This is a genomic window from Enterococcus sp. 3G6_DIV0642 (genome assembly GCF_002140635.1).
GTDB lineage: Bacteria > Bacillota > Bacilli > Lactobacillales > Enterococcaceae > Enterococcus_D > Enterococcus_D casseliflavus.
The window spans coordinates 2035439-2058496 of sequence record NZ_NGLH01000001.1; the positions used below are offsets into that span (position 1 = coordinate 2035439).

Genomic DNA, 23058 nt, shown 5'->3' on the forward strand with positions numbered 1-23058 from the left:
TTAGTGTTTAAAATGACGAACACCAGTAAAGACCATCGCCACACCGTACTTATCTGCCATGTCGATCGATTCTTGATCTTTGATACTACCACCAGGTTGAATAATCGCTTTGATTCCTTGTTGTGCTGCATATTCGACACTGTCATCCATCGGGAAAAAGGCATCGCTTGCCAGCACTGAACCAGCCAATTTATTGTTTTCACGGGCTTGTTCCACAGCGATTTTCACTGAACCAACGCGGTTCATCTGACCAGCACCGATCCCGACGGTTTGCTGTTGATTGGCTAAAACGATCGCATTGGACTTCACGTGTTTCACCGCTTTCCAAGCAAATGCCAAGGCTGCGATTTCTTCTGGTGTCGGCTGTCTTTTGGTCACCACGGTCCAATCTGCTGGTGACTCCATTTGATCGTCTGGTTCTTGCACCAATAAGCCCCCAAGGACAGAGACAACTTCTGGCTGTTTGGCTGCTTTTTCGAAATCAACAACCAGCAAGCGCAGATTTTTTTTCTTCGTTAGGATTTCAAGTGCTCCTTCTTCAAATGCAGGTGCAATAATGATCTCAAGAAAAATCCGCTGCAGCTGCTGCGCAGTTGCCACATCAACTGGACGATTTAAGACGATAATCCCGCCAAAAATCGACACTGGGTCTGCTTCGTAAGCTTCTTGGAAAGCTTCAGCAATCGTTTCTCCACTTCCGATTCCACATGGATTCATGTGCTTTAGGGCTACTGCAGTTGGCTCTGTAAATTCTTCTGCGATCCGTAAGGCAGCGTCAGCATCTTTAATGTTGTTGTAAGACAATTCTTTGCCGTGGATTTGTTTTGCGCTGGCAATCGAATAGGGCACGGGTAATGCGTCTTGATAGAAGGAAGCTTTCTGATGACTATTTTCACCATAACGCAATGTTTGTTTCAAAACATAGGTTTTCGTCAAGTTCTCCGTTTCTGTTTCAGCCACCGCTTTGGTCAAGTATTCACCAATCAAGGCATCGTAGGCTGCGGTATGACGGAAGACTTTGGCAGCTAATTTCTTTCTTGATGCCAACGTCGTATTGCCTTCCTTCAGCTCAGTTAAGACCCAGTCGTAATCCTTGGGATCAACGACAACAGTTACTGAGGCATGGTTTTTCGCCGCAGAACGCAGCATGCTTGGTCCGCCGATGTCGATATTTTCGATTGCGTCGGCTTCTGTGACATCAGGCTTGCTGATCGTTTCTTTAAATGGATAAAGATTGACGACAACGAGGTCGATCGGTAAAATACCGTGCTCAGCCATTGCCTCCATATGAGAAGGCAGATCACGTCGCCCTAACAGACCACCATGCACCCGCGGATGTAGCGTTTTTACCCTACCGTCCATCATTTCAGGAAATTCTGTGATCGCTTCGATGCCGATCGGTTGAAGCCCTGCTTCCTCCAAGACGGTTTTGGTCCCGCCAGTTGAAATGATCTCAAATCCTAAATTGGTCAATTCTTGGACAAATGGTACCAGTCCCTCTTTGTCAGACACACTGATTAATGCACGTTTATTCACGATTTGATAGCCCCTTTTCCACAATTTCAGCTAAAACAGCTGGATAGATTTGGTGTTCCACTTGATGAATTTTCTCTGTCACACTTGTTAACGTATCGTCGGTGTCAATCCGAACGATTTCTTGGGCAATGATTGGCCCTGTATCAATGCCAGCATCGACATAATGAACCGTAACCCCCGTCACTTTCACGCCATAAGCGAAGGCATCGGCAATCCCAGATTTGCCTGGGAAGCTCGGCAACAACGAGGGATGGATATTAATGACTCTGCCTTCATAAGCGGATAATAGGGTGTTCCCGATGATCCGCATATACCCAGCTAAAACAATAAAATCGATGGCATGATACTGCAATTCTTCGATCAATTTCCTTTCAAAGGCTGCTTTTGACGCAAAAGCCGCTGGCTCCAAGACAAGCGTTTCATAGTCTCTTGCGCGAGCTTTTTCTATCACTGGCGCTGCAGGTTTATCGGAAAAGACCAATCCGATCTGCGCCCCTTTGATTTCATTAGCCTGGATCGCATCGGCGATCGCTGTAAAATTGCTGCCCGTTCCAGAAGCAAAGACGGCGATCCTCATCGGACTGCCTCTTTAAAGCAGACAGCTTCGTTGTCACGTTTCGTCACTTTACCGATCCGATACGCTGGTTCTTCATTGGCGGATAGAAGCGCCATTACTGCCGCAACATTTTCTGGCGCAACGGCTAAGACCATACCGATCCCCATGTTGAAAATCTCGAACATTTCTTGGTGAGGAATCGCGCCATGAGCAGCGATCAGATCAAATATCGGCAACTGCGGCCAAGTGTCTAAGGAGATTTCTGCCGCCAGACCTTCAGGCAGCATCCGCGGGATATTTTCAACAAAGCCGCCACCAGTGATATGAGAAATTCCAGCTAGCAATCCTTCTGTCAATAAAGGCTTCAATGCATCCACGTAAATTCTCGTTGGCGTCAATAAACTTTCTGCAAGTGTTTGGTTGCCAAGTTCTGCAAATGTTTCTGCTCCTGTATAGCCATGCTGTTCAAAAAAGACTTTTCTGACTAAAGAGTACCCATTCGAGTGAATGCCTGATGAAGGCAACCCAATCAGCTCATCGCCTTCTTTGATGGTTTCTCCAGTGATCAAGCGACTTTTTTCGACGATTCCTACGGCAAAGCCAGCAAGATCATATTCTTCTGGTTGGTACATTCCCGGCATTTCAGCGGTTTCCCCACCAATCAGGGCAGCACCCGCTTGCACACAGCCCTCTGCGACACCAGCAATGATTTGTTCGATCTTTGCCGGATCGTTTTTACCGACTGCAACATAGTCAAGGAAGTAGATAGGTTCTGCCCCTTGAGCGACGATATCATTCACGCACATTGCGACGCAATCAATGCCGATCGTTGTGTGCTGTTCTTGCTGGATCGCCAATAAAAGCTTAGTTCCTACACCATCTGTCCCAGAAACGAGTACTGGTTCTTTCAATTGGTATAATGATAAGTCAAAACAGCCACCAAAGCCCCCGATTGCCCCCATCACGCCTAGACGTTCTGTTCGTTTCACATGCTTTTTGATCCGTTCGACTACTTCATAACCGGCTTCGACATCGACACCGGCTTTTGCATATGCATTTGCCACGTTCGTTCCTCCTCAATCATTCATCCGCTTTTCTTCATTCAGCTCATTCGTCGTTAACGCAAGCAAACCAGCGATCCTTCACTGCTTCGTTTGAAAAACCATTTTTGCCTACAATTTATTCAGCTAAAGACGCGAGATAGTTTTCTTCATAATCATACAAAGGGGTTGGATAATCGCCATTGAAATAGGCCATACATAAGCCTGAGTAAGGTGCGTCAAAATCTAAACCGATCGCTTCGATCAACCCGTCTTCACTTAAAAAGGCCAAAGAATCTGCTTCGATTTTTTCACAAATTTCAGCTTCCGTATATTTGGCTGCAATCAATTCTTTTCTTGTTTGAATGTCGATCCCGTAAAAACACGGATAGCGCAAAGGCGGCGAACCGATACGTACATGAACTTCTTTGGCACCTGCTTCCTTTAGCAGTTGCACGATACGGCGGCTGGTGGTTCCTCGGACGATCGAATCGTCGACTAGAATCACTCGTTTGCCTTCGACTACGCCACGAACAGCTGAGAGCTTCATCCGCACGCCTTGTTCCCTTAACTCCTGCGTCGGTTGAATAAACGTTCGTGCGATGTATTGATTTTTTACTAAGCCTAATTCATAGGGAATACCTGATGCTTCTGCGTACCCACTGGCAGCAGATAAGGATGAATTCGGTACACCAATGACCATATCCGCTTCGATCGGTGCCTCTTGTGCTAAGCGACGGCCCATATTTTTACGGGCACGATGGACGTTGACGCCAGCGATGTTGGAATCAGGACGGGCAAAATAGATAAACTCCATCGAACATATCGCAGGTTGTACTTCTTGGGTATACTGTTCAATTTGAATGCCTGCATCATCAATAATCACGACTTCGCCTGGTCGGACATCACGAATAAATTCCGCACCGATGACTTCCAACGCACAGGTTTCTGAAGCCACCACATAAGCACCATTGACCATTTTCCCGATTGACAATGGCCGAAAGCCATTGGGGTCTAGTGCTGCGATCATGGCATTTTCGGTCAGTAAAAGGTACGCAAATCCACCTTTAACTTGATTTAATGCCTCCTTGACCCGATCCATAAAAAGCGGTTCTTCGCTGCGACGGATCAAGTGCATGAGAATCTCTGTATCGGAATTCGAGTGGAAAATCGCACCAGCCTTTTCTAAGGATTTCCGTAGACTTTTCGCATTCGTCAAGTTGCCGTTATGAGCTAAGCCAATCTGCTGATCAAAAAATTTGAATAAAAATGGTTGAATATTATCGACGCTACCATTACCAGCAGTTGCGTAACGAACGTGACCAATGGCAGCATCTCCTGTCAGACGCTGGAGGACACGTTCATCCGAAAACACTTCCGCTAGCAACCCTAAATCACGGTGGCCATTGAGTTTTCCCGCATCATTCGTGACGACCCCAGCACCTTCTTGGCCGCGATGTTGCAAACTGTGTAGTCCGAAGTAGGTGACACGAGCGGCATCTGGATGACCCCAAACACCAAAAACCCCACATTCCTCGTTGAGGCTCTTTACTTCATTAAACATGGAATAGCTTCCTCCCATTTCAATTTCGCCTCAGTAAGGGGCATCTCGATCGTATCATCTTGTGCTTGCATGCGAATCTGGCCATCAGCAGTCACTTCCCCGATCGCTGTTGCAGCAGCGCCTACCAGTGCTTCAAAAGCTGCTTGCTTATCAGGTGCGACTGAAAGCACAAAACGGGATTGGGTTTCTGAAAACAATTGTGCTGCTGGCAATGACACGGTCACATTTAGACCAAAGCCTTTGTCAAAAGCGGATTCGGCTAAAGCGATCGCTAAACCACCTTCGGCACAGTCGTGGGCACTTTGAACAAGACCTGCTTGGATCGCTGCGGTAACCAATTGTTGGTTCATTTTTTCTGTTTCAAGGTCGAAGGACATTAAACGCCCAGCGATCTTTCCTGTCTGAAGTTTTTGCAATTCAGATCCATTGAAGTCAGCATGGGTTTCCCCTAGGACATAGATCACATCCCCTGCCGCTTGGAAATGCTGCGTCGTGATATGCGCCAGCTCTTCGATCAATCCGACCATCCCAATTACAGGCGTTGGATAGACCGATTGTCCGTCCGTTTCGTTATATAACGAGACGTTCCCAGAAATGACTGGTGTCTCTAGCACACGACAAGCTTCTGAGATCCCGTCAGCAGCCGTGGATAACTCCCAAAATCCTTCTGGTTTATCTGGCGAGCCGAAGTTAAGGCAGTCAGTGATCGCCAATGGACGCCCACCGGAAGCGACGATATTTCGAGCAGCTTCTGCAACTGCGATCTGTCCGCCGACTTCTGGATCTAAGTAGAGGTAACGAGCATTACAGTCAGTTGTCATTGCCAAGGCTTTATTGGTTCCCTTGATTCGTAAAACAGCGGCATCACTGCCGGGTCCTACCACGGTATTGGTACGAACTTGCGAATCGTAGGTTTCAAAAATCGAGTGTTTTGAAGCGATCGTCGGCTGTTGCAGTAGATCGGCAAATACAGACGTTGCTGAATGAATCACTGGAACAAAGTCTGGTGTTTCCTTAAACACTTTGATCCGTTTCGGTTCTGCCATCTCTTTGTAGTAAGTCGGCGCATCTTCAGCTAAAGCATCTACTGGCAAATTAGCGACTTCCTGTCCGTGATGGAACAAACGATAGTTGCCATCATCTGTTACTTCACCGATCACGACGGCTTCTAGATCGTATTTCTTAAAGAGTGCTTCCACTTCAGTTTCATGTCCTTTTTTGACACAGATCAGCATCCGCTCTTGGGATTCTGACAACATCATTTCATAAGGTGTCATATTGGTTTCTCGTTGTGGAACATCATCTAACGTTAAGCGCAACCCTGATCCGGCTTTTGATGCCATCTCGGCACTAGAAGAAACCAATCCAGCAGCACCCATATCTTGAATTCCGACTAAAATGTCCGAATGATCCACGATCAATTCCAAACAAGCTTCCAACAAAAGTTTTTCCATAAAAGGATCACCGACTTGTACGGCGGAACGTTGTTGTTCTTCTCCTTCGACAAATTCTTCCGATGCAAAAGTCGCCCCGTGTATCCCGTCGCGTCCTGTTTTTGCGCCGACATACATGATGGTGTTTCCAACACCTTTAGCCTGCCCTTTTTGAATATCCTTGTGGGCAATGATCCCTACACACATCGCATTGACTAATGGATTGCCTTCATAACAAGGATCAAATGCCACTTCACCACCGACGGTCGGAATCCCAATACAGTTGCCATAGCCACTGATCCCAGCAACGACTTCTTCCAAAAGATATTTCGTTCTTGGATTATCTAACTCACCAAATCGTAAGGAGTCTAAAACAGCGATCGGTCTTGCACCCATACTGAAGATGTCGCGGATGATCCCACCAACACCAGTTGCTGCTCCTTCATAAGGTTCCACCGCAGAAGGATGATTATGGCTTTCCGCTTTAAAAACGACGGCTAGATCATCGCCGATATCCACGATACCCGCACCTTCGCCAGGTCCTTGCAGTACTTGCGGCCCTTCTGTCGGGAATTTCCGCAAAACAGGTTTGGAATTTTTGTAAGAACAATGTTCACTCCACATCACTGAAAAGAGTCCAGTTTCGGTATAGTTCGGTAAACGTCCCAAAATATCTTCTGAGATCATCCGATATTCTTCTTGGGTCAATCCCCATTGCTCGTATAATTTCGTGTCTTTGATTTCTTGTGGTGTAGGTTCTTTTACGATCATTTTATCCATTTACCGGCACCTTCCCAAAATTTTTCAATAATGAAGCAAAAAACTTCTTGCCATCTTCTGAGCCTAATAAGCTTTCCATCGCTCGTTCTGGATGAGGCATCATGCCTAGAACATTGCCTGCTTTATTACAGATACCAGCGATATTGTGTAGGCTACCGTTGACGTTATCTTCATAACGGAAAACGATTTGATTGTTGGCAACCAATTCCTGATAAGTCGTTTCATCACAATAATAATTGCCCTCACCATGAGCGACAGGAAGCGTAATGACTTGATCCGTTTCATATTCAGAAGTAAAAGCTGTTTGATTATTCACTTGCAGACGGACCGGTTTGCAAATAAAATGGAGTGATTCATTTCTTTGTAAAACCCCTGGTAACAAGCCCGCTTCCGTTAAAATTTGAAACCCATTGCAGGTACCAAAGACAGGCTTGCCTTCATTTGCTAAACGAATGACCTCTGACATGATCGTTGAAAAACGGGCAATCGCTCCGCATCTTAAGTAATCACCATAAGAAAATCCTCCTGGAAGCAAAACACCGTCAAAACCAGCTAAGCTGTCTGCATCATGGCGCACATATTCTGCTTCTGCCCCCATGATATCTTTGATTGCCCACATCAAGTCAACATCACAATTTGATCCTGGAAAGACGATCACTGCAAATTTCATAGGGCTGCTTCCTCCATTTGAACCATTTCATAACGGTAGGTTTCCATATTGACGTTTGCCAAAAGCTTGTCGCAGATCGCTTCGATTTCTTCTGCTACAGCTGCTTGTGTTTGATTGTTTGAAGGTGTCACTTTGATTTCAAAGTATTTCCCGATCCGAATATCACTGACATCTTGATACCCCAAGCGATGAACCGCTCCTTTCACAGCTTCTCCTTGAGGGTCTAAAACAGATTCCTTATAGGTTACATAAACTTTGACTAAATACATGCTGAATTCTCCTTTTCTAAACGATTTAAGACTTCTTCATAAACAGGAACGATGTCCCCTAAATCACGTCGATAGACATCTTTATCAAGATGCTCATTTGTCCCCATATCCCATAAACGACAAGTATCTGGTGAAATCTCATCAGCCAGGAGCAACTCGCCCTTTTTGGTTTTGCCGATCTCGATTTTAAAATCGATCAAGCGAATGTTGATGTTCGCAAAGATTTCCAGTAACGCAGCGTTGACTTGCAGCGCCAATGTTTTGATCTGGTCCAGCTCCTCTTCTGAGGCAAGCCCTAGATAAAACACATGATCATCATTGATAAACGGATCATCCAAGCGATCTTCTTTGTAGTAAAACTCTACGATCGGCTTTGGCAGTTTGGTTCCTTCTTCGATGCCCAAGCGCTTTGAAAAACTACCAGCAGCCGTGTTGCGAACAACGACTTCTAAAGGAATCATGGTGACAGCTCGAATTAATTGTTCGTGTTTAGACACTAATTGAAGAAAGTGACTCGGGACATTTTTGTCGGCTAGCCGCTGAAAAAGATGCGCAGTGATCTGATTGTTCAAGGCACCCTTTCCTACAACGGCATCTTTCTTTTGACCATTCAATGCAGTAGCTTGATCCAAATAAACGACTCTTAATACATCCTCTTCGTTGGTTTTAAACAATTTCTTGGCTTTTCCTTCATAAAGAAGCACTTCTGATTCCATAATCCACCTCAGTTAAGTAATATTTTTCACATAGCGATGACACACATCTTTATTTGCTTATTATTCTAACAACGCAGAAAAAGCGGGTCAACGATTATCTGTACATTTACATATTAATAAACACGAATGTTCGCTTTTTAACCAGTTGGTTGAAAGCAGATTCCTCTTTAGAAGCAGCGATGGATTTATAAAGCGTTTACAATATTCTTTTTTCATGCTATATTTAGGTCGTATTGTAGCTACATTCAAGGAGGAGTACTATATGTGGTCGCTAAAGAATCGTGCTGAACTTTTTTTAGCTCATTTATCAGACAAAGAAAAACAACAGCTCCATAACGAATTATTGGCCGTGCGGCAAATCCTTTCCATCAACCAACAAACAAGTTTCTATTTATTCAGTCCCTTCAAAAAAGTGGCGCGCCCTCATTATGCCGAAGAACAAAAGCGTGTTCTACAATTTCAAAATGAGCGCAATGACGAATTGATCATTCATCAAATCCATCGCCAAAGCTTATTTAAACATACGTATTCTTTTCGGATTTATTTTAATTTAGAAGAAATGGACTTTTCTTTCTTGGATGATCTTTTGCATCTTTTGAAGGAACAAAGCCAGACACCAACGTTTAAATTGAGTCCAGCGGCAAATTGACTGAGTATCCTTCGATAAAAAAAGGTAAAATAAACAAAAGCCCGTAATTTTTCGGGCTTTTTTTGTTATACTATTTTCAGACAACAGAAAGGATACGATTATGCTATTTACGAAACAATCATTTGATGCTTTTTCTTTAGAAACGTTAGACGAACGAATGGAAAAAATCCGTGCCGAGATTCAGCCGATTTTTCAAACGATCGGTGAGGCAGCGATCCCATTAATTGAAGAAAGCTGCCAAGAGCCTTTTTATTTGCATATTGCTCAGCACCGGCGCAGAACCGTCTACCCTCCTGCCGAAACCTGGGCAGGGATCGGTCCGAACAAACGAGGCTATAAAATGGATGCCCACTTTCAAATCGGGATCAATCAAGCGTATGTCTTTGTATGGCTCAGCGTGATCGATCAACCGAAAAATCAGGCAACGATCGCCGAATCCTGGTTGGCCCAAAAAGAATTATTCGATCAATTACCAGCTGACTTTACACTTTCTCCTGATCACACAAAATACGACCACCACCCTATCGCCATGTGGCCAACCTATCTGGAACGATTGAAGAAAGTCAAAAAAAGTGAACTTCAAATTGGAAAGATCTTTCCAAAAGAAATGATCGAAGACGTTGAGATGGCGGATATTTTAGCAGTTTATCAAACACTGTTGCCGCTTTATCATGCCCGTATGACGGCTTTGAAGGAGGAACAATAATATGTCAGAAAATCGGCGCTCTCGCAACGAAAAGCCAGCGAAAACCCCCAAGCGCTTCGTCTGGTTGGCACTTCCTGCCGCCTTATTGGTACTAGGCGGCGGCTACTATGGTTATACCGTCTATCAGGATCGGCAAGAAGAAGCCGCTGCTAAAAAAGCCCTCACTTCCTTTATCGACGCTTTGGCCGATCAGAAGTACAGTGATTTGCCTGCCTTCGTGTCTGAAGACAGTTTAGCATCAACCGGCTTTACCGCAGACGAAGTCTCTGCAAAATACGAAGCGATCTTCACTGGTATCGGTGCCGAATCATTTAAAGCCTCTGGGATTGAGGTAACTCCTAATGACAAGGATTCCGATCAATTCAATTTCCAATACAACGGTTCCTTGACCACCTCGTTAGGTGAATTAACCGAGCTTTCTTATAGTGGCACGATCACTGTAGCTGATAACGAAGCCAAGATCGATTGGTCCCCTCAGTTGATCTTTCCAGGAATGGAGGGACAAGACAAAGTCAGTATTTCCGTAGATAATGCCACTCGCGGTGAGATTCTCGACCGAAACAACGAACCACTAGCAGAAAATGGCACGCTTTATCAGTTAGGCGTCGTTCAGGGGCAACTGGGCACGGGAGACGAAAAAAACGCCAATATCAAAGCGATCGCGGAACGTTTCGACCTGACAGAAGAAGCCATCAATCAAGCGTTGGGGCAATCTTGGGTTCAAGATGAGTTGTTCGTCCCCTTGAAGATCATCGAACCAACGGATGAGATGCCAACTGGAACAAGTTTAAAAGAAACGACTGGACGCACTTACCCACTTGGGGAAGCTGCCGCCCAACTGATTGGTTACTTAGGAAATGTAACAGCGGAAGATATCGAAAAAGATGAAACACTAGCAAGCAACGGACAAATTGGTCGTAGTGGTCTGGAAGCTGCCTTCGATAAAGAGTTGCGAGGAGAAAACGGCGGAAAAATCGCCATCACAGATGAAGATGGTGCTGAGAAAGCCGTCCTGTTAGAAAAAGAACGCGCAGATGGCAAGGATATCCAACTGACCATTAATGCCCAAGCCCAAAAGACGGCGTTTGACTCCTTACAAAACCAACCAGGAGCAACGGTCGTTACCGAACCCAAAACTGGCGATCTGTTGGTACTTGCCAGCTCGCCAAGTTATGATCCCAATAAAATGACCCAAGGGATCTCACAAGAAGATTATGATGCGTATGAACAAAATGAAGACCTGCCTTTCATCAGCCGCTTTGCTACGGCCTATGCACCTGGTTCGACCTTTAAGGCCATCACTGGTGCGATCGGCTTGGAAAATGGCACGATCGATCCTACGCAGAGTATCGCGATCGATGGATTGAAATGGCAAAAAGATAGCTCATGGGGCGACTACTTTGTGACGAGAGTTACTGATGTAGCTTCTGTGAATCTCAAGGATGCACTGGTATACTCTGATAACATTTATATGGCGCAACAAACCTTATCTATGGGCGAAGATGCCTTTCGTGACGGCTTGTCGAAGTTGATTTTTGGTGAAACATTGGATTTACCGATCGCGATGAATCCTGCTCAAATTTCAAATGAAGACTCCTTCAATTCGGACATTTTACTGGCAGATACTGGCTATGGCCAAGGAGAATTGCTATTGAATCCAATCCAGCAAGCGGCTATTTACTCCGTCTTTGCCAATCAAGGGAAGCTGGTCTATCCCCGTTTAGTGAAAGAGGCAGAGCAAAAAGACAAAGAAGTCTTTAAAGCAGAAACGATCGATCAAATCAATCAAGATTTGACCGCCGTTGTTTCCGATCCAAACGGAACTGCACATTCCTTGGCAGCATTAAACATTCCACTAGCTGCTAAGACAGGAACAGCTGAAATCAAAGAAAAGCAAGATGAAAAAGGCCAAGAAAACAGTTTCTTATTTGCCTTTGATTCGCAAGACCAAGGATTTCTGATGGTCTCCATGCTAGAAGATCGCCAGGAAAACCAATCAGCAACTGGTTTAGCACCTGAGCTATTGACCTACTTAGCTGAACATTATTAAAAAAAGCTGCAACCTTCAGATAAGGATCTGAAGGTTGCGGCTTTTTTCTTATTCGGCTAAACCGACACGTTCAAAGATCGTGTCGACTTGTTTTAAATGATGGTTGTAATCAAACGCATCGTCTAAGTCTGCTTTGGTCAACACGTCCGTAATGGCTGGATCAGCTTCTAATAGTGGACGGAAATCCGTTTGCTCATCCCAAGCTTGCGCTGTTTTTGGCTGAACCAAGTCATAGGCTTGCTCTCTTGTCATTCCGTGATCGATCAATTTCAACATCACTCGTTGGCTGTAGATCAATCCAAAGGTCGCATTCATATTGCGCTTCATATTCTCTGGGAAAACAGTCAGATTTTTGACGATATTGCCAAAGCGATTCAGCATATAATCGATCAAAATCGTCGTATCCGGAATAATGATCCGTTCTGCCGATGAATGTGAGATATCCCGTTCATGCCACAGTGAGACATTTTCATAAGCCGTCACCATATGGCCGCGAACGACTCGTGCAAGTCCCGCCATATTTTCAGAACCGATTGGGTTACGCTTATGGGGCATGGCAGAAGAACCTTTTTGTCCTTTGGCGAAGAATTCTTCAACTTCTCGGGTTTCTGATTTTTGTAAGCCCCGGATTTCGGTGGCAAATTTCTCAATGCTGGTTGCGATCAACGCCATTGCTGAGAAATATTCAGCATGTAGGTCACGAGGCAATACTTGTGTGGAAATATCTTGCGCACGAATCCCTAATTTTTCACAGACATACTCTTCGACAAACGGTGGAATATTTGCAAAGGTTCCAACTGCTCCGCTGATCTTTCCTGCTTCGACCCCTTTTGCTGCCCGCTCAAAACGCTCGACATTGCGTTTCATTTCCGCATACCATAAGGCTAATTTCAAGCCAAAGGTCGTTGGTTCCGCATGTACACCATGGGTACGTCCCATCATTACGGTATGTTTGTATTCTTTGGCTTTTTCACCAATGATCGTCACAAAACGATTTAAATCTTCCCGAATCAAGTCGTTGGCTTGTTTCATCAAGTAGCCATACGCAGTATCAACAACATCCGTCGACGTCAAGCCGTAGTGGACCCATTTACTTTCATCACCTAAAGATTCAGAGACTGCTCGGGTAAAAGCAACCACATCATGTCGCGTTTGCGCTTCGATCTCTAAGATACGGTCGATATCAAAGGTTGCTTTTTCACGAATCAAAGCAACATCCTCTTTCGGTATCTCCCCTAATTCCGCCCAAGCTTCATCCGCCAATATTTCTACTTCTAACCACGCTTGGTAACGGTTTTGATCGGTCCAAATAGCACCCATTTCTGGTCTTGTGTAACGCTCTAACATGTTATTATCTCCTTTAATCCCAAATATTGGTTTGATAGATTTCTTCAGTGGTCTCTGCGATATCTTCCGTCAAAACAGTGATATGACCCATTTTACGCCCGGTTTTCGCTTCTTCTTTGCCATAGTAATGGAATTGCCAAGCAGGTTTTGTGGCAATCAACTCATACGTTTCTGTCAATTCATCGCCTAAAACATTGACCATGACTGCTGGTGAAAGCAATGACACTTCTGGTAATGGCCAGCCACAGATCCCCCGGATATGGGCATCAAACTGACTCATGGAACAAGCTTCGATCGAATAGTGACCAGAATTATGCGGTCGCGGTGCCAACTCATTGACATACAAGCCGCCGCTTTTAGTCAAGAACATTTCGATGGCTAAAACGCCTTGCAGATACAAGGCCTTCGCAATAATATGAGCGATCCGTTTGGCTTCTTCGGCAACTTCTGGATCAATGCGCGCAGGAGCGATCGTTTGATGCAAAATATTGTTGCGGTGGATGTTTTCTACCACTGGGAAAGTGGTAAAGGTTTCTCCATTACCAGCAACTAAAATCGACAATTCTTTCTCAAAAGGAATCCACGCTTCTAATTCGCACGTCCCTTCACGCAGCAAGTTCATCGAAGGCGCTAAATCTGCGGTACTGTATAAGACGTGCTGCCCTTTTCCGTCATAACCGCCTCTAGTCGTTTTTAACACACAGGGATAACCGATACTGTCGATGGCATCTTGGATATCCGTCGGACTGATGATCGTGGCATAAGGTGCAATCACGATATTGTTAGCCTCTAGAAATGACTTTTCTAATAAACGGTCTTGAGTGATTGCTAACAGATCGGTGCCTTGAGGGATATGTGAGTAAGGCAAAATAGAGTTCAATGCTTCAACACTGACATTTTCGAATTCATAGGTGATTACATCGGCACGTCGAGCCATTTCTTCTAAAGCAAACACATCATCATAGGCAGCAACAATATGCCAGTCAGCGACTTGGGCTGTTGGACAATTGGCAGTAGGGTCTAAAACGCCAACCCGAAAGCCCATTTCTTTGGCACTCATTGCCATCATACGACCTAGCTGTCCTCCGCCAACGATTCCGATCGTTGCGTTGGGCATTAAAGGTTTAATCAAGTTGATCACTACTTTCCAATACGATTTCTTTTAATGAATTTCTTCGCGCGTTTAATTTCTCCGCTATCTCTAAATCATACATGGAAAGCATCTGCGCTGCAAGTAGTCCTGCGTTAGTTGCGCCAGCTTTTCCGATCGCTGTTGTTGCCACTGGTACACCACCCGGCATTTGCACGATGGATAAAAGGGAATCTAAACCATTTAACGCGCGGGATTGCACGGGTACACCAATAACCGGCAATGTTGTTTTAGCTGCCACCATTCCCGGCAAATGGGCTGCTCCTCCTGCTCCTGCGACAATGACTTTGATTCCTTCTGCACGAGCAGTTTCGGCAAATTCGAACATCAAATCTGGTGTACGATGTGCCGAAACGACTTTTTTCTGATAAGGTATCGCTAACTCATCTAAAATCAAGCAGCACTCCTTCATTGTTTCCCAATCTGACTTGCTCCCCATAATCACTGCAACTGCTGGTTTCATTTGATTTTCCCTCCAACGATTTTTTACTAGTTTCTTCTGAAACAAGCTCAGAAGCATTTTCTCACGAAATTAGTTTGTTAGCAGCAGTTTGTCACTGCGACCCAACGCCCCTTGCATAACACGTTATGACTAACAATCACTTTCACCTTTAAATAGTAACGAGTTGCCGGAGCAATGTCAAAATATTTTCGAACTATTTGCTAGCTTAACATTGGATCGTTCGTTTTTATGGCTAATAAAACTATTCAGTCTTTCTGTTTGGTAGGAAAAAGACAAATAAAGGAACAATACAAAAAATCCAGACGAATCCTCGTCTGGATCAAATCGACTTACTGTTGCAAGCTCAATTCCGTAACTTCGTCTGTTTCTTTCGGCAATCCATTGAAGAACAGGTTCAAAACAATGGCTGTCAAACTACTCATGACGATCCCATTGCCTGTAAACATTTGGACGGTTTCAGGCATCTGACTGAATAAGGTTGGCATCATATTGAACCCTAAACCAAAACCGATCGAGACCGCAATCACTAACAAGTTCTTGTCATTCATAAAATCAACTTTGCTCAGCATTCGCATCCCTTGAACAGCGACCATGCCAAACATCACTAACATGCCGCCTCCCAGTACTGCTTCTGGAATGATTTGCGCAATGGCACCAACTTTTGGAAACAGCCCTAATACGATCAAAAAGATAGCTGAAAAGAAAATCGGGCGTCGTGTCTTAATACCTGAAAGTTGAACCAAACCTACATTTTGTGAAAATCCAGTATAAGGGAATGTATTGAAGATCCCCCCAAGGATCACCGCCAAGCCTTCCGCACGATAGCCGCGCTTTAAGTCATTGCCTGTAATCGGTTTTTCAGTAATATCTCCCAGCGCAAAATAAACGCCAGTGGACTCTACCAGACTCACGATGGAAATAATGATCATCAAAACGATCGACCACAGATCAAAGGATGGTAAGCCGAAATAAAAAGGCTGAGGCAAATGAAACACAGGCGCATGGGCGATGGCAGAAAGATCCACCAATCCTAAGAGCGCTGCTAAAATGGTCCCACCGATCAAACCAATCAAAACGGCAATCGAGCGAATAAAGCCTTTCCCAAAGACCTGCACCCCAATGATCAAGGCAATCGTCACAAAGCCTAACAATAAATTCGTTGGATCACCAAAGTTAGCAGCTGCGGCATCCCCTCCACCGATTTTGGTGATGGCGACTGGAATCAAGGTCAAGCCGATGACGGTAATCACCGTTCCTGTCACCAATGGGGGGAACAAGACTTTGATTTTCGAAAAAATGCCAGCGATCAGAACAATGAAAATCCCAGCGGCAATGATCGCTCCGTAAATCGCACTGATCCCTGATTTGGTGCCAATCAAAATCAATGGGGAGACAGCTTGGATGGCACAGCCTAAAACGACTGGTAGGCCGATCCCGAAAAAGCGGGTAACAACTAATTGCAAAAGCGTAGCGATTCCGCACATGAAAATATCGATCGAGATCAAATACGTCATCTGAGCTTCATTGAAGCCCAGACCTGTTCCAATCAACAAAGGAACGGCAACAGCTCCTGCATACATCGCTAGCAAATGTTGCAAGCCTAAAACTGCTGAACGGCTATTCGTTTCTTTCATTAGGCATCTCCTTCTAAAAAGCTAACTTGGCCTTCCGACAATGAGGCGATCCGTGCTAGTGAAACAACAGGAATCCCCATCTCCTCAAGCAATTGTCGACCAGTTTGGAATGATTTTTCAATTACGATCCCAATGCCAACGACTTTTGCTCCTGCTTGCTGACACAATTCGATCAATCCTTTTGCAGCTTGTCCGTTTGCTAAGAAATCATCAATAATCAAGACCGTATCATCTGAAGACAAAAATTTCTTGGAAATCGATACTTGGCTGGTCACTTGCTTAGTAAAGGAATAGACAGATGCAGTCAGAAGCTCTTCATCCATCGTCAAACTCTTTGCTTTACGGGCAAAGATCATTGGTACTTGTAACTGTTCTGCAGTATAAAGCGCTGGTGCGATCCCTGAAGCTTCGATGGTCACTACTTTTGTGATGCCGCTTCCTTGAAACCGTTCCGCGAAGACTGTACCGATTTCTTTCATCAACTCATAATCCACTTGGTGGGTCAAAAATTGGTCCACTTTAAGAACCCCTTCGCCCAGCACATTTCCATGTGTTTTGATACGCTCAACTAATTTTTCCATCCTAGCTCTCCTCGTTCCTTTCTATTCCATCCTGAAAAAAAAGACACTCTTTTTGCCAAAGCAAAAAAAGTGTCTAACAGGCACGATTTTTACTTATAGTCCGATATTTACGGTATCGGGTAGAGACTGTCGACCATATTTCGACGATATACAAGTAATTTTTAAATGATAGATTCGATTATGCCTGTCTTTGATTAAAAACACAAGCATGGAATGCCCTTTATAAATAAAAATATTCTCATTTGCGGATCATTTCCTACTCTGGCTTCTCCATATCGCGATAGTGTTCCATCTTTTTACTGAAAAGCTCCCCATTGGACGGCGGTGTGTAGGTGATGGCATTAGCGCCTGCTTCAATCGTTTCTAAGATGCTTTCATCGGTTGGTCCACCGGTTGCGATGATCGGCAGCTTCGGATATTTTTTACGGAAGAAAGCCACGGTATCTGCTGTGTCCTTGCCAGCACTGATATTGATGACTTTCACACCAGCTTCAAGTTTGGCATCAATTTCGGTATACTTACTCGTTACGGTACTGATAACGGGAATATCTACAACTTTACAGACTTGCTCCACAGTTTTCAGTGGCGTTGGTCCGTTTAAGACGACCCCGATCGATCCTTGGGCTTCAGCAAACATGCTCATATAAGACGAGCGAAATCCTTGGGTCAAGCCCCCGCCGACACCAGAAAACACTGGAATATCTGCTGCTTCGATGATTGCTTTCGTAATTGCTGGGTGCGGTGTAAAAGGATAGACCGCAATCACAGCATCCGCATTTGTATTGCGGATGATCGCAATATCCGTTGTGAAAATAATGGAGCGGATTTGTTTTCCAAATATTTGAATACCGCTAGCCTCTCGAATAACTTTAGGCACTTTCACGATATCTTTACGCAAATCGGTGGTGATTTTTGGCATATATTTTTCTTCCATAAGCAGCCAACTCTCTTTTCTTATTGATCAAATCGATTCAATTGGTAGGTTTCAATTACTTGAATGATTTTGCTGGCATAATCTGGATCCGTTGCATACCCTGCATCTTGTAATGCTTGTGCGGCACTGCGGTAGTCGTTTGCTGTCAAGACATTTACATAAAGCGCAGGATTCCAATCCACACCATTTACAAACAACATCGTATGATCATCCATTGATTCTTCCCAAGTATCATAGACACGAAAATCTCCTTGAATCGTGACCCATTCTCCATTATAAAACTCTTGGGTATCTAATGTCACCTTTTTTGAATGGCCAAACGACTTAATCCCAAATAAATTATTGTATTCACTGGCTAGAGAACTTTGACCCCAATCTGATTCAAGAATCGCCTGTCCAATAATGATACTAGGTAAAATCCCGTAGCCCTTTTGCAGTTCTTGTGCGTAAGGAGCGATGCGATCAATAAATTCTTCATGAGAGATGGCTTCCGTGTTTGTTTCTTCCTCTTTTGGAAGGGGGTCTGCCAAACTATTCAAGGAAAAAATAAAGGCAATCCCAATCAAGAATAACCCTAGAAAGACTAATGGGAAACGAGTCTTCTGTTTTTTTCGTCTTGCGCTCATTTTTTCACTTCCTTTGTCTGACTAAACACAGTTTTAGAAAACAAATTGCCTCCATTCAGCAACAACTCATCTTGTGTAAGCTCACTGCTTTCTTGACTTTTAGCAAGAGAACCCTCATAGATCCAGTCCTCTGCCAGAGGATCTTCCCATTCGTGAGAGGACAGTTCTGCTTCTTTTCGAGCGATGTGTTCTTTTGCTTCTTCGAGAAACTCTTCAAAGGTCAACTCCTGCTCCTCAATGTAGGTTGCCACTTCGACCCCCACATATCGTAGATGCCAAGGCTCATAATCGATTTGCGTAATAGCATGTTTTCCTTTCGGGTAACGGATGATAAACCCATACTCTCTTGCATGAGCCTGTAACCATTTTCCACCCTCGGTATCACCGAACCCCTCATTGAGCAGCTCTCCAGTATGATTTTGATACCAATCCTGATCCACAACATCAACAGCAAGCCCAGTATGGTGTTCGCTATAGCCAGGCTCAGTAAAGGTCAGTTTCGTGATCCGAATTGCTTCTTCTTTTGTATGACCTTGACTCATCAGGGTGTTGACATTGGCATTGAATATCTCCTCTTGATACGCTACTGAACGGTAGGCAGAGACCATCGCCAAAGGATGTCCTGCAGCTTTTGCGGCATCTGCCAGCTTTTCATAAGCTGAAACGATGCGTTGATCGACGAGATAGCCATTCGACAATTTCCCTAAATCTTTTTGGGCAATTTCATTTTCGATTTTATTGTTTGGTCCAACCAAAACCAATGACCAATCATCCAATGAAACGGTTGGGAAATCCTCTTCGTTCACTTCATCACTAGCACTTGCTTGTTCTTGTGACTCTTGCGTGTTCCCATTTGGCTCTTTTTCATTTGTTTCTGTTGTTTCACTCGTTGTTGCTTGATCTGTTGAACGAGCGATACTTGCACTCTTTGTTGGGGTGACTGCGGTCACTCGGTTCACTTGAATGGTTAAAAGAACCAGAAACAAGAAGCCCGCCGCCGCAGCCATTCCATAATACTTTTTCAAAAAATATCCTACCTTTAGTTGTAAGTTTCTTCCAGATTTTCTTTGACCCACTCCAACAGTTCGATTTTTTCATTGCGAATTTGCTGCTGAACAAAAGCGGGCAATCGGAAGTTTAGTATATCATCATAACCCCACTCATCATACGTAATACTGACTCTCAAATCAAGGTATTGGGCTGTTTCTTCAGATTCTGTTAACAATTCGACCTTCGCTAAATCGCTTGCTAACCACGTTCTGGCGATTTGGGTCTTCATTTTTTTGAACTCGACGACCGCTTGATTGCGTTTTTCTGGATAAATGACGGTTTGCCGAATGATTTTTTGGATCAACATCCATTCATAATCTGAAAACAGCAGCTTCACTTTCTGATTTTCAGCAGGTGACAGACTCATTGTGCCATTTTTCCATGCTTCCCATTGCTCCTCGTTGATGCCTAATTGTGTTTCATAAAACTGTTTTTCTGATGCGTATTGCTCGATGATGGTATTTAAAATAATTGCAATTGATACATTATGCATATGTTATCCCTCCTCTTCTATATTTTACTGAAAGTCAGCCGTAATGGAAACTTTTTGCGATTGTTTTTGATTATTTTAAAGAATTGATTTCTTTTGTTATACTAAATACGAAGGAGATGATCAATGATGAAAAAATACCGTTGGGGAATGATTGGCCTCGGAGATATCGCAACGCAATTTGCTGCTGGCTTTTCTAATGAAGCAAGTGAACTACATGGGGTCAGTGCCCGGAGTTTCCCTAAAGTCCAAGCATTTGCTGAGAAACACTCTATTCCCCATGCTTATGAAAGCACAGATGCCATGTTAGAAGATCCGCAAATCGATATTGTTTATATTGCAGTACCTAATGATCTTCATCATGAATTTATTATGAAAGCTCTGATGGCAGGAAAACATGTCCTCTGCGAAAAAGCCATCACCACCAGTGCCGATGAGCTGGCGGAAGAACTAGCCTTAGCCAAAGAAAAAAACCTAATCTTAGAAGAAGCAATGACGATTTTCAATATGCCGGTTTATGCTCAGTTGAAAGAAGAGATCGATGCCGGACGCTTAGGAAAATTAAAAATGATCCAAGCGCCATTTGGCAGCTACAAAGATCCAGACCCAAGCAATCGTTTCTTCAATCCAGATTTAGGCGGCGGTGCTTTATTGGATATCGGTACGTATGCTGTTTCATTTGCCCGCTTTTTCATGACGGATACACCAGAAGTGACGTTTAGCAGCATGAAGCCCTTCTCTACAGGTGTGGATGAACAATCAGTCACGATCCTACAAAATCCAGCCGATGAAATGGCTAGTGTCACGCTGACTTTCCAAGCGAAAATGCCTAAAACCGGTATCGTCGCTTTCGAAGAAGGATACATTACCGTAGATGAATACCCTCGTGCGGACAAAGCCGTGATCCATTTCCGAGATGGAACAAATGAAATGATTGAAGCTGGCGACAGCAGTCAAGCCCTTAATTATGAAATTGCCAATATGATCAAAGCCATCGATGGCGAGATCGCAGGATCGATCCACTTGACCACCGATGTCATTGACGTTCTTGATCAAATGCAGGCTTTTTGGGAACAGCAGTAAAATGAAAAAGACTCCATTTTGGGAGTCTTTTTTAGCGTGCCATTGTTTGCATTTGATCAGAAAAGTCGGCTTTGATTTCAATAAAACTTTTAAAGGTTTGCAGAAACTGAAACAGCTGAGCGCGATTTTCAAACTCTGCTCTTGTTTGGGGCAATGGCTTTTGTCGATAATCTTCATAAAGCGCAGCAATTTTTGCCAAGATCTCTTTCCCATCGTTATTTTCGTGAAAGGACTCGGCAGTAAAGGATAGCAACTCTTGAAACGCATTTGTATAGGCTTCTTCTACCCAAAAAAACTGCAATAAGTCAACCATTTCTAAGAGTAAGCGTGCCTGACTTTGGCGCATGGTAAAGTACTCTTCATAATAGGAGGCTTCTCCTCGCCATTGATTTTCACTATGCACCATTGCTTGTTGTTTGCCTTGCTTGATATCCCCCAAAAGCGTTTGGCAGACCTGGGGAAGCGTCGCCTTTTCTTTTTCAGTTAAGGCAATCGACATGTCTTTTAAAAGACTTTTAAACATTTCTTCCACTAATTGCTGTCTTTCTTTCAATGCTCGTTCGCCATCTGGCATATATAAATTGAACAAAAGTGCAAAGCCAATGCCAATACCCATCAATAAAAAAGCATTCCCAATCAGTGGCCAAGCAAACGAACGTTCCATCATATAATGGGTCACCAAGACAGAATTGACGACGATCCCATCGGTCAAATTGAAATAGACAGCGGTTGGGATAAAGAGAAAGAGAAAAAGAACAAATCCTATCGGCCCAAAGCCTAATAAATGGAAGCTGACAAAAGCTAAGAGCGTAGCGATCGCCAAAGAGATCAAACGCCCGATTCCCGTAAAAAGTGACGTTTTCTTTGTATTACCGACGCTTAAAATGGCGATGATCCCTGCGGCTGGCGCATACAAAAGACCGATCTGTTGTGCCAGAAACATTGATAAACCAGCAGCAATCGCCGTTTTCACGGTCCTCATTCCGATTTTCATTTTTGTCACCTCCTGTGAAAAGTATACTAAATTGTGAGGAATAAGACTAGAATTTCTCAACTGCTTTGGGTATGATTAAGTAAAGGGGGCATTTGACCATGAAACTGGGGCGTTTTCGCTTGGGTATGCGAACGATAAAAACAGCCATTGCTGTCATGCTTTGTATTCTGCTCTTTCATTTTCTTGATCGTGGCCAACCATTGATTGCTGCCTTGTCGGCTGTCTTTTCTTTGCGACAAGACCTGACCACAACGATCTCTTTTGGGAAGTCACGGGTATTAGGAAATACGATCGGCGGCGGTACAGCTATTTTTTACTTTTTGACGAAGCAATATTTTCAAAATGACTTTCTGATCGAATTGTTTGTCTTGCCAGCGCTAGTCATTTTTGTCATCGTTTTTTCAGATGGCATCAATAACAATTCTGGCATTATCTCTGCTATTGCGACGATGCTTTTGATCACTTCCAGTGTCCCTCAAGGGGAATCGATCATCTTCGCCTTAGACCGTGTATTGGACACCTTTATCGGCACGTTAGTTGCCCTATCGATCAATTTCGTCATTCGACCACCTGAGGAAGAGAAAAAGGATGAGATCCAAGAAGATCTGGTGGTGCTGAGGCAAAAAGAGCTTGAACTAAAAGCCATGCTAGAAGAAGTCCAAGGTGAGATTTCCGAACAAGAAAAACAAGAAAAATAAAAACAGCCTTTTTCCAGAATCATTCTGAGAAAAGGCTGT

The 23058-nt window shown here is 44.0% G+C and carries 23 protein-coding genes and 1 riboswitch; of the genes, 5 read left to right on the forward strand and 18 right to left on the reverse strand.

The annotated features are described in order from the left end of the window. From purH to purC, 8 genes are all read right to left on the reverse strand, one after another. The gene (gene purH / locus A5878_RS09730; protein WP_015509884.1) at positions 1–1536 is read right to left on the reverse strand and encodes a bifunctional phosphoribosylaminoimidazolecarboxamide formyltransferase/IMP cyclohydrolase; all 1536 of its coding nucleotides are present in this window, start codon (positions 1534–1536) and stop codon (positions 1–3) included. Further along, a complete protein-coding gene (purN, locus tag A5878_RS09735) occupies positions 1529–2113 on the reverse strand; it encodes a phosphoribosylglycinamide formyltransferase (RefSeq protein ID WP_010749592.1) in 585 nt (194 codons plus the stop codon). Before purN ends, purH begins: the two co-directional genes overlap by 8 nt. After that, entirely contained in the window at positions 2110–3156 is a 1047-nt protein-coding gene (gene purM / locus A5878_RS09740) for a phosphoribosylformylglycinamidine cyclo-ligase (RefSeq protein ID WP_081116643.1), read from the reverse strand. The genes purN and purM overlap by 4 nt, the downstream gene beginning before the upstream one ends. Positions 3157–3271: 115 nt before the next feature. Further along, positions 3272–4696 carry an amidophosphoribosyltransferase gene (purF, locus tag A5878_RS09745; protein WP_086295501.1) on the reverse strand — a complete coding sequence of 475 codons (1425 nt, stop codon included), beginning with the start codon at positions 4694–4696 and terminating at the stop codon, positions 3272–3274. Continuing rightward, positions 4681–6909, reverse strand: coding sequence for a phosphoribosylformylglycinamidine synthase subunit PurL (gene purL, locus A5878_RS09750; RefSeq protein ID WP_179135458.1), 2229 nt, complete (start codon positions 6907–6909; stop codon positions 4681–4683). The genes purF and purL overlap by 16 nt, the downstream gene beginning before the upstream one ends. Next, a complete protein-coding gene (purQ, locus tag A5878_RS09755) occupies positions 6902–7579 on the reverse strand; it encodes a phosphoribosylformylglycinamidine synthase subunit PurQ (RefSeq protein ID WP_010749588.1) in 678 nt (225 codons plus the stop codon). Before purQ ends, purL begins: the two co-directional genes overlap by 8 nt. After that, positions 7576–7848 carry a phosphoribosylformylglycinamidine synthase subunit PurS gene (gene purS / locus A5878_RS09760; RefSeq protein WP_010749587.1) on the reverse strand — a complete coding sequence of 91 codons (273 nt, stop codon included), beginning with the start codon at positions 7846–7848 and terminating at the stop codon, positions 7576–7578. The genes purQ and purS overlap by 4 nt, the downstream gene beginning before the upstream one ends. Further along, positions 7839–8564 carry a phosphoribosylaminoimidazolesuccinocarboxamide synthase gene (purC, locus tag A5878_RS09765; protein ID WP_081116641.1) on the reverse strand — a complete coding sequence of 242 codons (726 nt, stop codon included), beginning with the start codon at positions 8562–8564 and terminating at the stop codon, positions 7839–7841. The genes purS and purC overlap by 10 nt, the downstream gene beginning before the upstream one ends. A 214-nt stretch (positions 8565–8778) precedes the next feature. On the opposite strand from purC, the gene A5878_RS09770 reads away from it, so the two are divergent. The 3 genes from A5878_RS09770 (at position 8779) to A5878_RS09780 (ending at position 11969) form a co-directional block, all read left to right on the forward strand. Next, positions 8779–9213, forward strand: coding sequence for a hypothetical protein (locus A5878_RS09770; RefSeq protein WP_081116640.1), 435 nt, complete (start codon positions 8779–8781; stop codon positions 9211–9213). Positions 9214–9313: 100 nt separating this feature from the next. Beyond that, positions 9314–9919, forward strand: a complete 606-nt coding sequence (locus tag A5878_RS09775) for a DUF1054 domain-containing protein (RefSeq protein WP_016611021.1) — start codon at positions 9314–9316, stop codon at positions 9917–9919. Between the two features lies 1 nt (position 9920). Then, positions 9921–11969: a penicillin-binding transpeptidase domain-containing protein gene (locus A5878_RS09780; RefSeq protein WP_081116639.1), complete on the forward strand. Its 2049-nt coding sequence runs from the start codon at positions 9921–9923 to the stop codon at positions 11967–11969. 48 nt (positions 11970–12017) lie between these two features. Here A5878_RS09780 and purB read toward each other — a convergent pair whose 3' ends face one another. The 9 genes from purB to A5878_RS09825 all read right to left on the reverse strand — a co-directional run bounded on the left by purB (position 12018) and on the right by A5878_RS09825 (position 20247). Continuing rightward, positions 12018–13316, reverse strand: a complete 1299-nt coding sequence (gene purB / locus A5878_RS09785) for an adenylosuccinate lyase (protein WP_077453800.1) — start codon at positions 13314–13316, stop codon at positions 12018–12020. A gap of 13 nt (positions 13317–13329) precedes the next feature. Then, the gene (purK, locus tag A5878_RS09790; RefSeq protein WP_081116638.1) at positions 13330–14457 is read right to left on the reverse strand and encodes a 5-(carboxyamino)imidazole ribonucleotide synthase; all 1128 of its coding nucleotides are present in this window, start codon (positions 14455–14457) and stop codon (positions 13330–13332) included. Continuing rightward, positions 14441–14929, reverse strand: coding sequence for a 5-(carboxyamino)imidazole ribonucleotide mutase (gene purE, locus A5878_RS09795; RefSeq protein WP_081116637.1), 489 nt, complete (start codon positions 14927–14929; stop codon positions 14441–14443). The genes purK and purE overlap by 17 nt, the downstream gene beginning before the upstream one ends. A 329-nt stretch (positions 14930–15258) precedes the next feature. Further along, positions 15259–16563 carry a nucleobase:cation symporter-2 family protein gene (locus A5878_RS09800; protein ID WP_005230003.1) on the reverse strand — a complete coding sequence of 435 codons (1305 nt, stop codon included), beginning with the start codon at positions 16561–16563 and terminating at the stop codon, positions 15259–15261. Then, complete coding sequence (locus tag A5878_RS09805; protein WP_074535223.1) at positions 16563–17144, reverse strand: xanthine phosphoribosyltransferase; 582 nt, start codon at positions 17142–17144, stop codon at positions 16563–16565. The genes A5878_RS09800 and A5878_RS09805 overlap by 1 nt, the downstream gene beginning before the upstream one ends. A gap of 76 nt (positions 17145–17220) precedes the next feature. Continuing rightward, positions 17221–17318: riboswitch (purine riboswitch) on the reverse strand. 82 nt (positions 17319–17400) lie between these two features. Continuing rightward, a complete protein-coding gene (locus A5878_RS09810; RefSeq protein WP_010749577.1) occupies positions 17401–18078 on the reverse strand; it encodes a hypothetical protein in 678 nt (225 codons plus the stop codon). Positions 18079–18098: 20 nt separating this feature from the next. After that, complete coding sequence (locus A5878_RS09815) at positions 18099–18704, reverse strand: glycoside hydrolase family 73 protein (RefSeq protein WP_005229997.1); 606 nt, start codon at positions 18702–18704, stop codon at positions 18099–18101. Further along, a complete protein-coding gene (locus A5878_RS09820) occupies positions 18701–19711 on the reverse strand; it encodes a M15 family metallopeptidase (RefSeq protein ID WP_074535289.1) in 1011 nt (336 codons plus the stop codon). Before A5878_RS09820 ends, A5878_RS09815 begins: the two co-directional genes overlap by 4 nt. Positions 19712–19743: 32 nt before the next feature. Then, positions 19744–20247, reverse strand: coding sequence for a hypothetical protein (locus A5878_RS09825; protein ID WP_074535222.1), 504 nt, complete (start codon positions 20245–20247; stop codon positions 19744–19746). A gap of 123 nt (positions 20248–20370) precedes the next feature. Between A5878_RS09825 and A5878_RS09830 the strand changes: the two genes are divergently transcribed. After that, the gene (locus A5878_RS09830) at positions 20371–21327 is read left to right on the forward strand and encodes a Gfo/Idh/MocA family protein (protein ID WP_081116636.1); all 957 of its coding nucleotides are present in this window, start codon (positions 20371–20373) and stop codon (positions 21325–21327) included. 31 nt (positions 21328–21358) lie between these two features. Here A5878_RS09830 and A5878_RS09835 read toward each other — a convergent pair whose 3' ends face one another. Then, on the reverse strand, positions 21359–22321 hold the full coding sequence (locus A5878_RS09835; RefSeq protein ID WP_086295502.1) for an aromatic acid exporter family protein: 963 nt from the start codon (positions 22319–22321) through the stop codon (positions 21359–21361). A gap of 98 nt (positions 22322–22419) precedes the next feature. On the opposite strand from A5878_RS09835, the gene A5878_RS09840 reads away from it, so the two are divergent. After that, a complete protein-coding gene (locus A5878_RS09840) occupies positions 22420–23019 on the forward strand; it encodes an aromatic acid exporter family protein (protein ID WP_005231932.1) in 600 nt (199 codons plus the stop codon). Positions 23020–23058 lie beyond the last annotated feature (39 nt).

What these genes read in the sequence shown, in the direction of transcription:
- purN (WP_010749592.1), bottom strand. Translation starts at nt 2,113, where the DNA reads ATGAGGATCGCCGTCTTTGCTTCTGGAACGGGCAGCAATTTTACAGCG.
- purF (WP_086295501.1), bottom strand. Translation starts at nt 4,696, where the DNA reads ATGTTTAATGAAGTAAAGAGCCTCAACGAGGAATGTGGGGTTTTTGGT.
- purL (WP_179135458.1), bottom strand. Translation starts at nt 6,909, where the DNA reads ATGGATAAAATGATCGTAAAAGAACCTACACCACAAGAAATCAAAGAC.
- purQ (WP_010749588.1), bottom strand. Translation starts at nt 7,579, where the DNA reads ATGAAATTTGCAGTGATCGTCTTTCCAGGATCAAATTGTGATGTTGAC.
- purS (WP_010749587.1), bottom strand. Translation starts at nt 7,848, where the DNA reads ATGTATTTAGTCAAAGTTTATGTAACCTATAAGGAATCTGTTTTAGAC.
- purC (WP_081116641.1), bottom strand. Translation starts at nt 8,564, where the DNA reads ATGGAATCAGAAGTGCTTCTTTATGAAGGAAAAGCCAAGAAATTGTTT.
- A5878_RS09770 (WP_081116640.1), top strand. Translation starts at nt 8,779, where the DNA reads ATGCTATATTTAGGTCGTATTGTAGCTACATTCAAGGAGGAGTACTAT.
- A5878_RS09775 (WP_016611021.1), top strand. Translation starts at nt 9,314, where the DNA reads ATGCTATTTACGAAACAATCATTTGATGCTTTTTCTTTAGAAACGTTA.
- A5878_RS09780 (WP_081116639.1), top strand. Translation starts at nt 9,921, where the DNA reads ATGTCAGAAAATCGGCGCTCTCGCAACGAAAAGCCAGCGAAAACCCCC.
- purB (WP_077453800.1), bottom strand. Translation starts at nt 13,316, where the DNA reads ATGTTAGAGCGTTACACAAGACCAGAAATGGGTGCTATTTGGACCGAT.
- purE (WP_081116637.1), bottom strand. Translation starts at nt 14,929, where the DNA reads ATGAAACCAGCAGTTGCAGTGATTATGGGGAGCAAGTCAGATTGGGAA.
- A5878_RS09800 (WP_005230003.1), bottom strand. Translation starts at nt 16,563, where the DNA reads ATGAAAGAAACGAATAGCCGTTCAGCAGTTTTAGGCTTGCAACATTTG.
- A5878_RS09805 (WP_074535223.1), bottom strand. Translation starts at nt 17,144, where the DNA reads ATGGAAAAATTAGTTGAGCGTATCAAAACACATGGAAATGTGCTGGGC.
- A5878_RS09810 (WP_010749577.1), bottom strand. Translation starts at nt 18,078, where the DNA reads ATGGAAGAAAAATATATGCCAAAAATCACCACCGATTTGCGTAAAGAT.
- A5878_RS09815 (WP_005229997.1), bottom strand. Translation starts at nt 18,704, where the DNA reads ATGAGCGCAAGACGAAAAAAACAGAAGACTCGTTTCCCATTAGTCTTT.
- A5878_RS09820 (WP_074535289.1), bottom strand. Translation starts at nt 19,711, where the DNA reads ATGGCTGCGGCGGCGGGCTTCTTGTTTCTGGTTCTTTTAACCATTCAA.
- A5878_RS09825 (WP_074535222.1), bottom strand. Translation starts at nt 20,247, where the DNA reads ATGCATAATGTATCAATTGCAATTATTTTAAATACCATCATCGAGCAA.
- A5878_RS09830 (WP_081116636.1), top strand. Translation starts at nt 20,371, where the DNA reads ATGATGAAAAAATACCGTTGGGGAATGATTGGCCTCGGAGATATCGCA.
- A5878_RS09835 (WP_086295502.1), bottom strand. Translation starts at nt 22,321, where the DNA reads ATGAAAATCGGAATGAGGACCGTGAAAACGGCGATTGCTGCTGGTTTA.
- A5878_RS09840 (WP_005231932.1), top strand. Translation starts at nt 22,420, where the DNA reads ATGAAACTGGGGCGTTTTCGCTTGGGTATGCGAACGATAAAAACAGCC.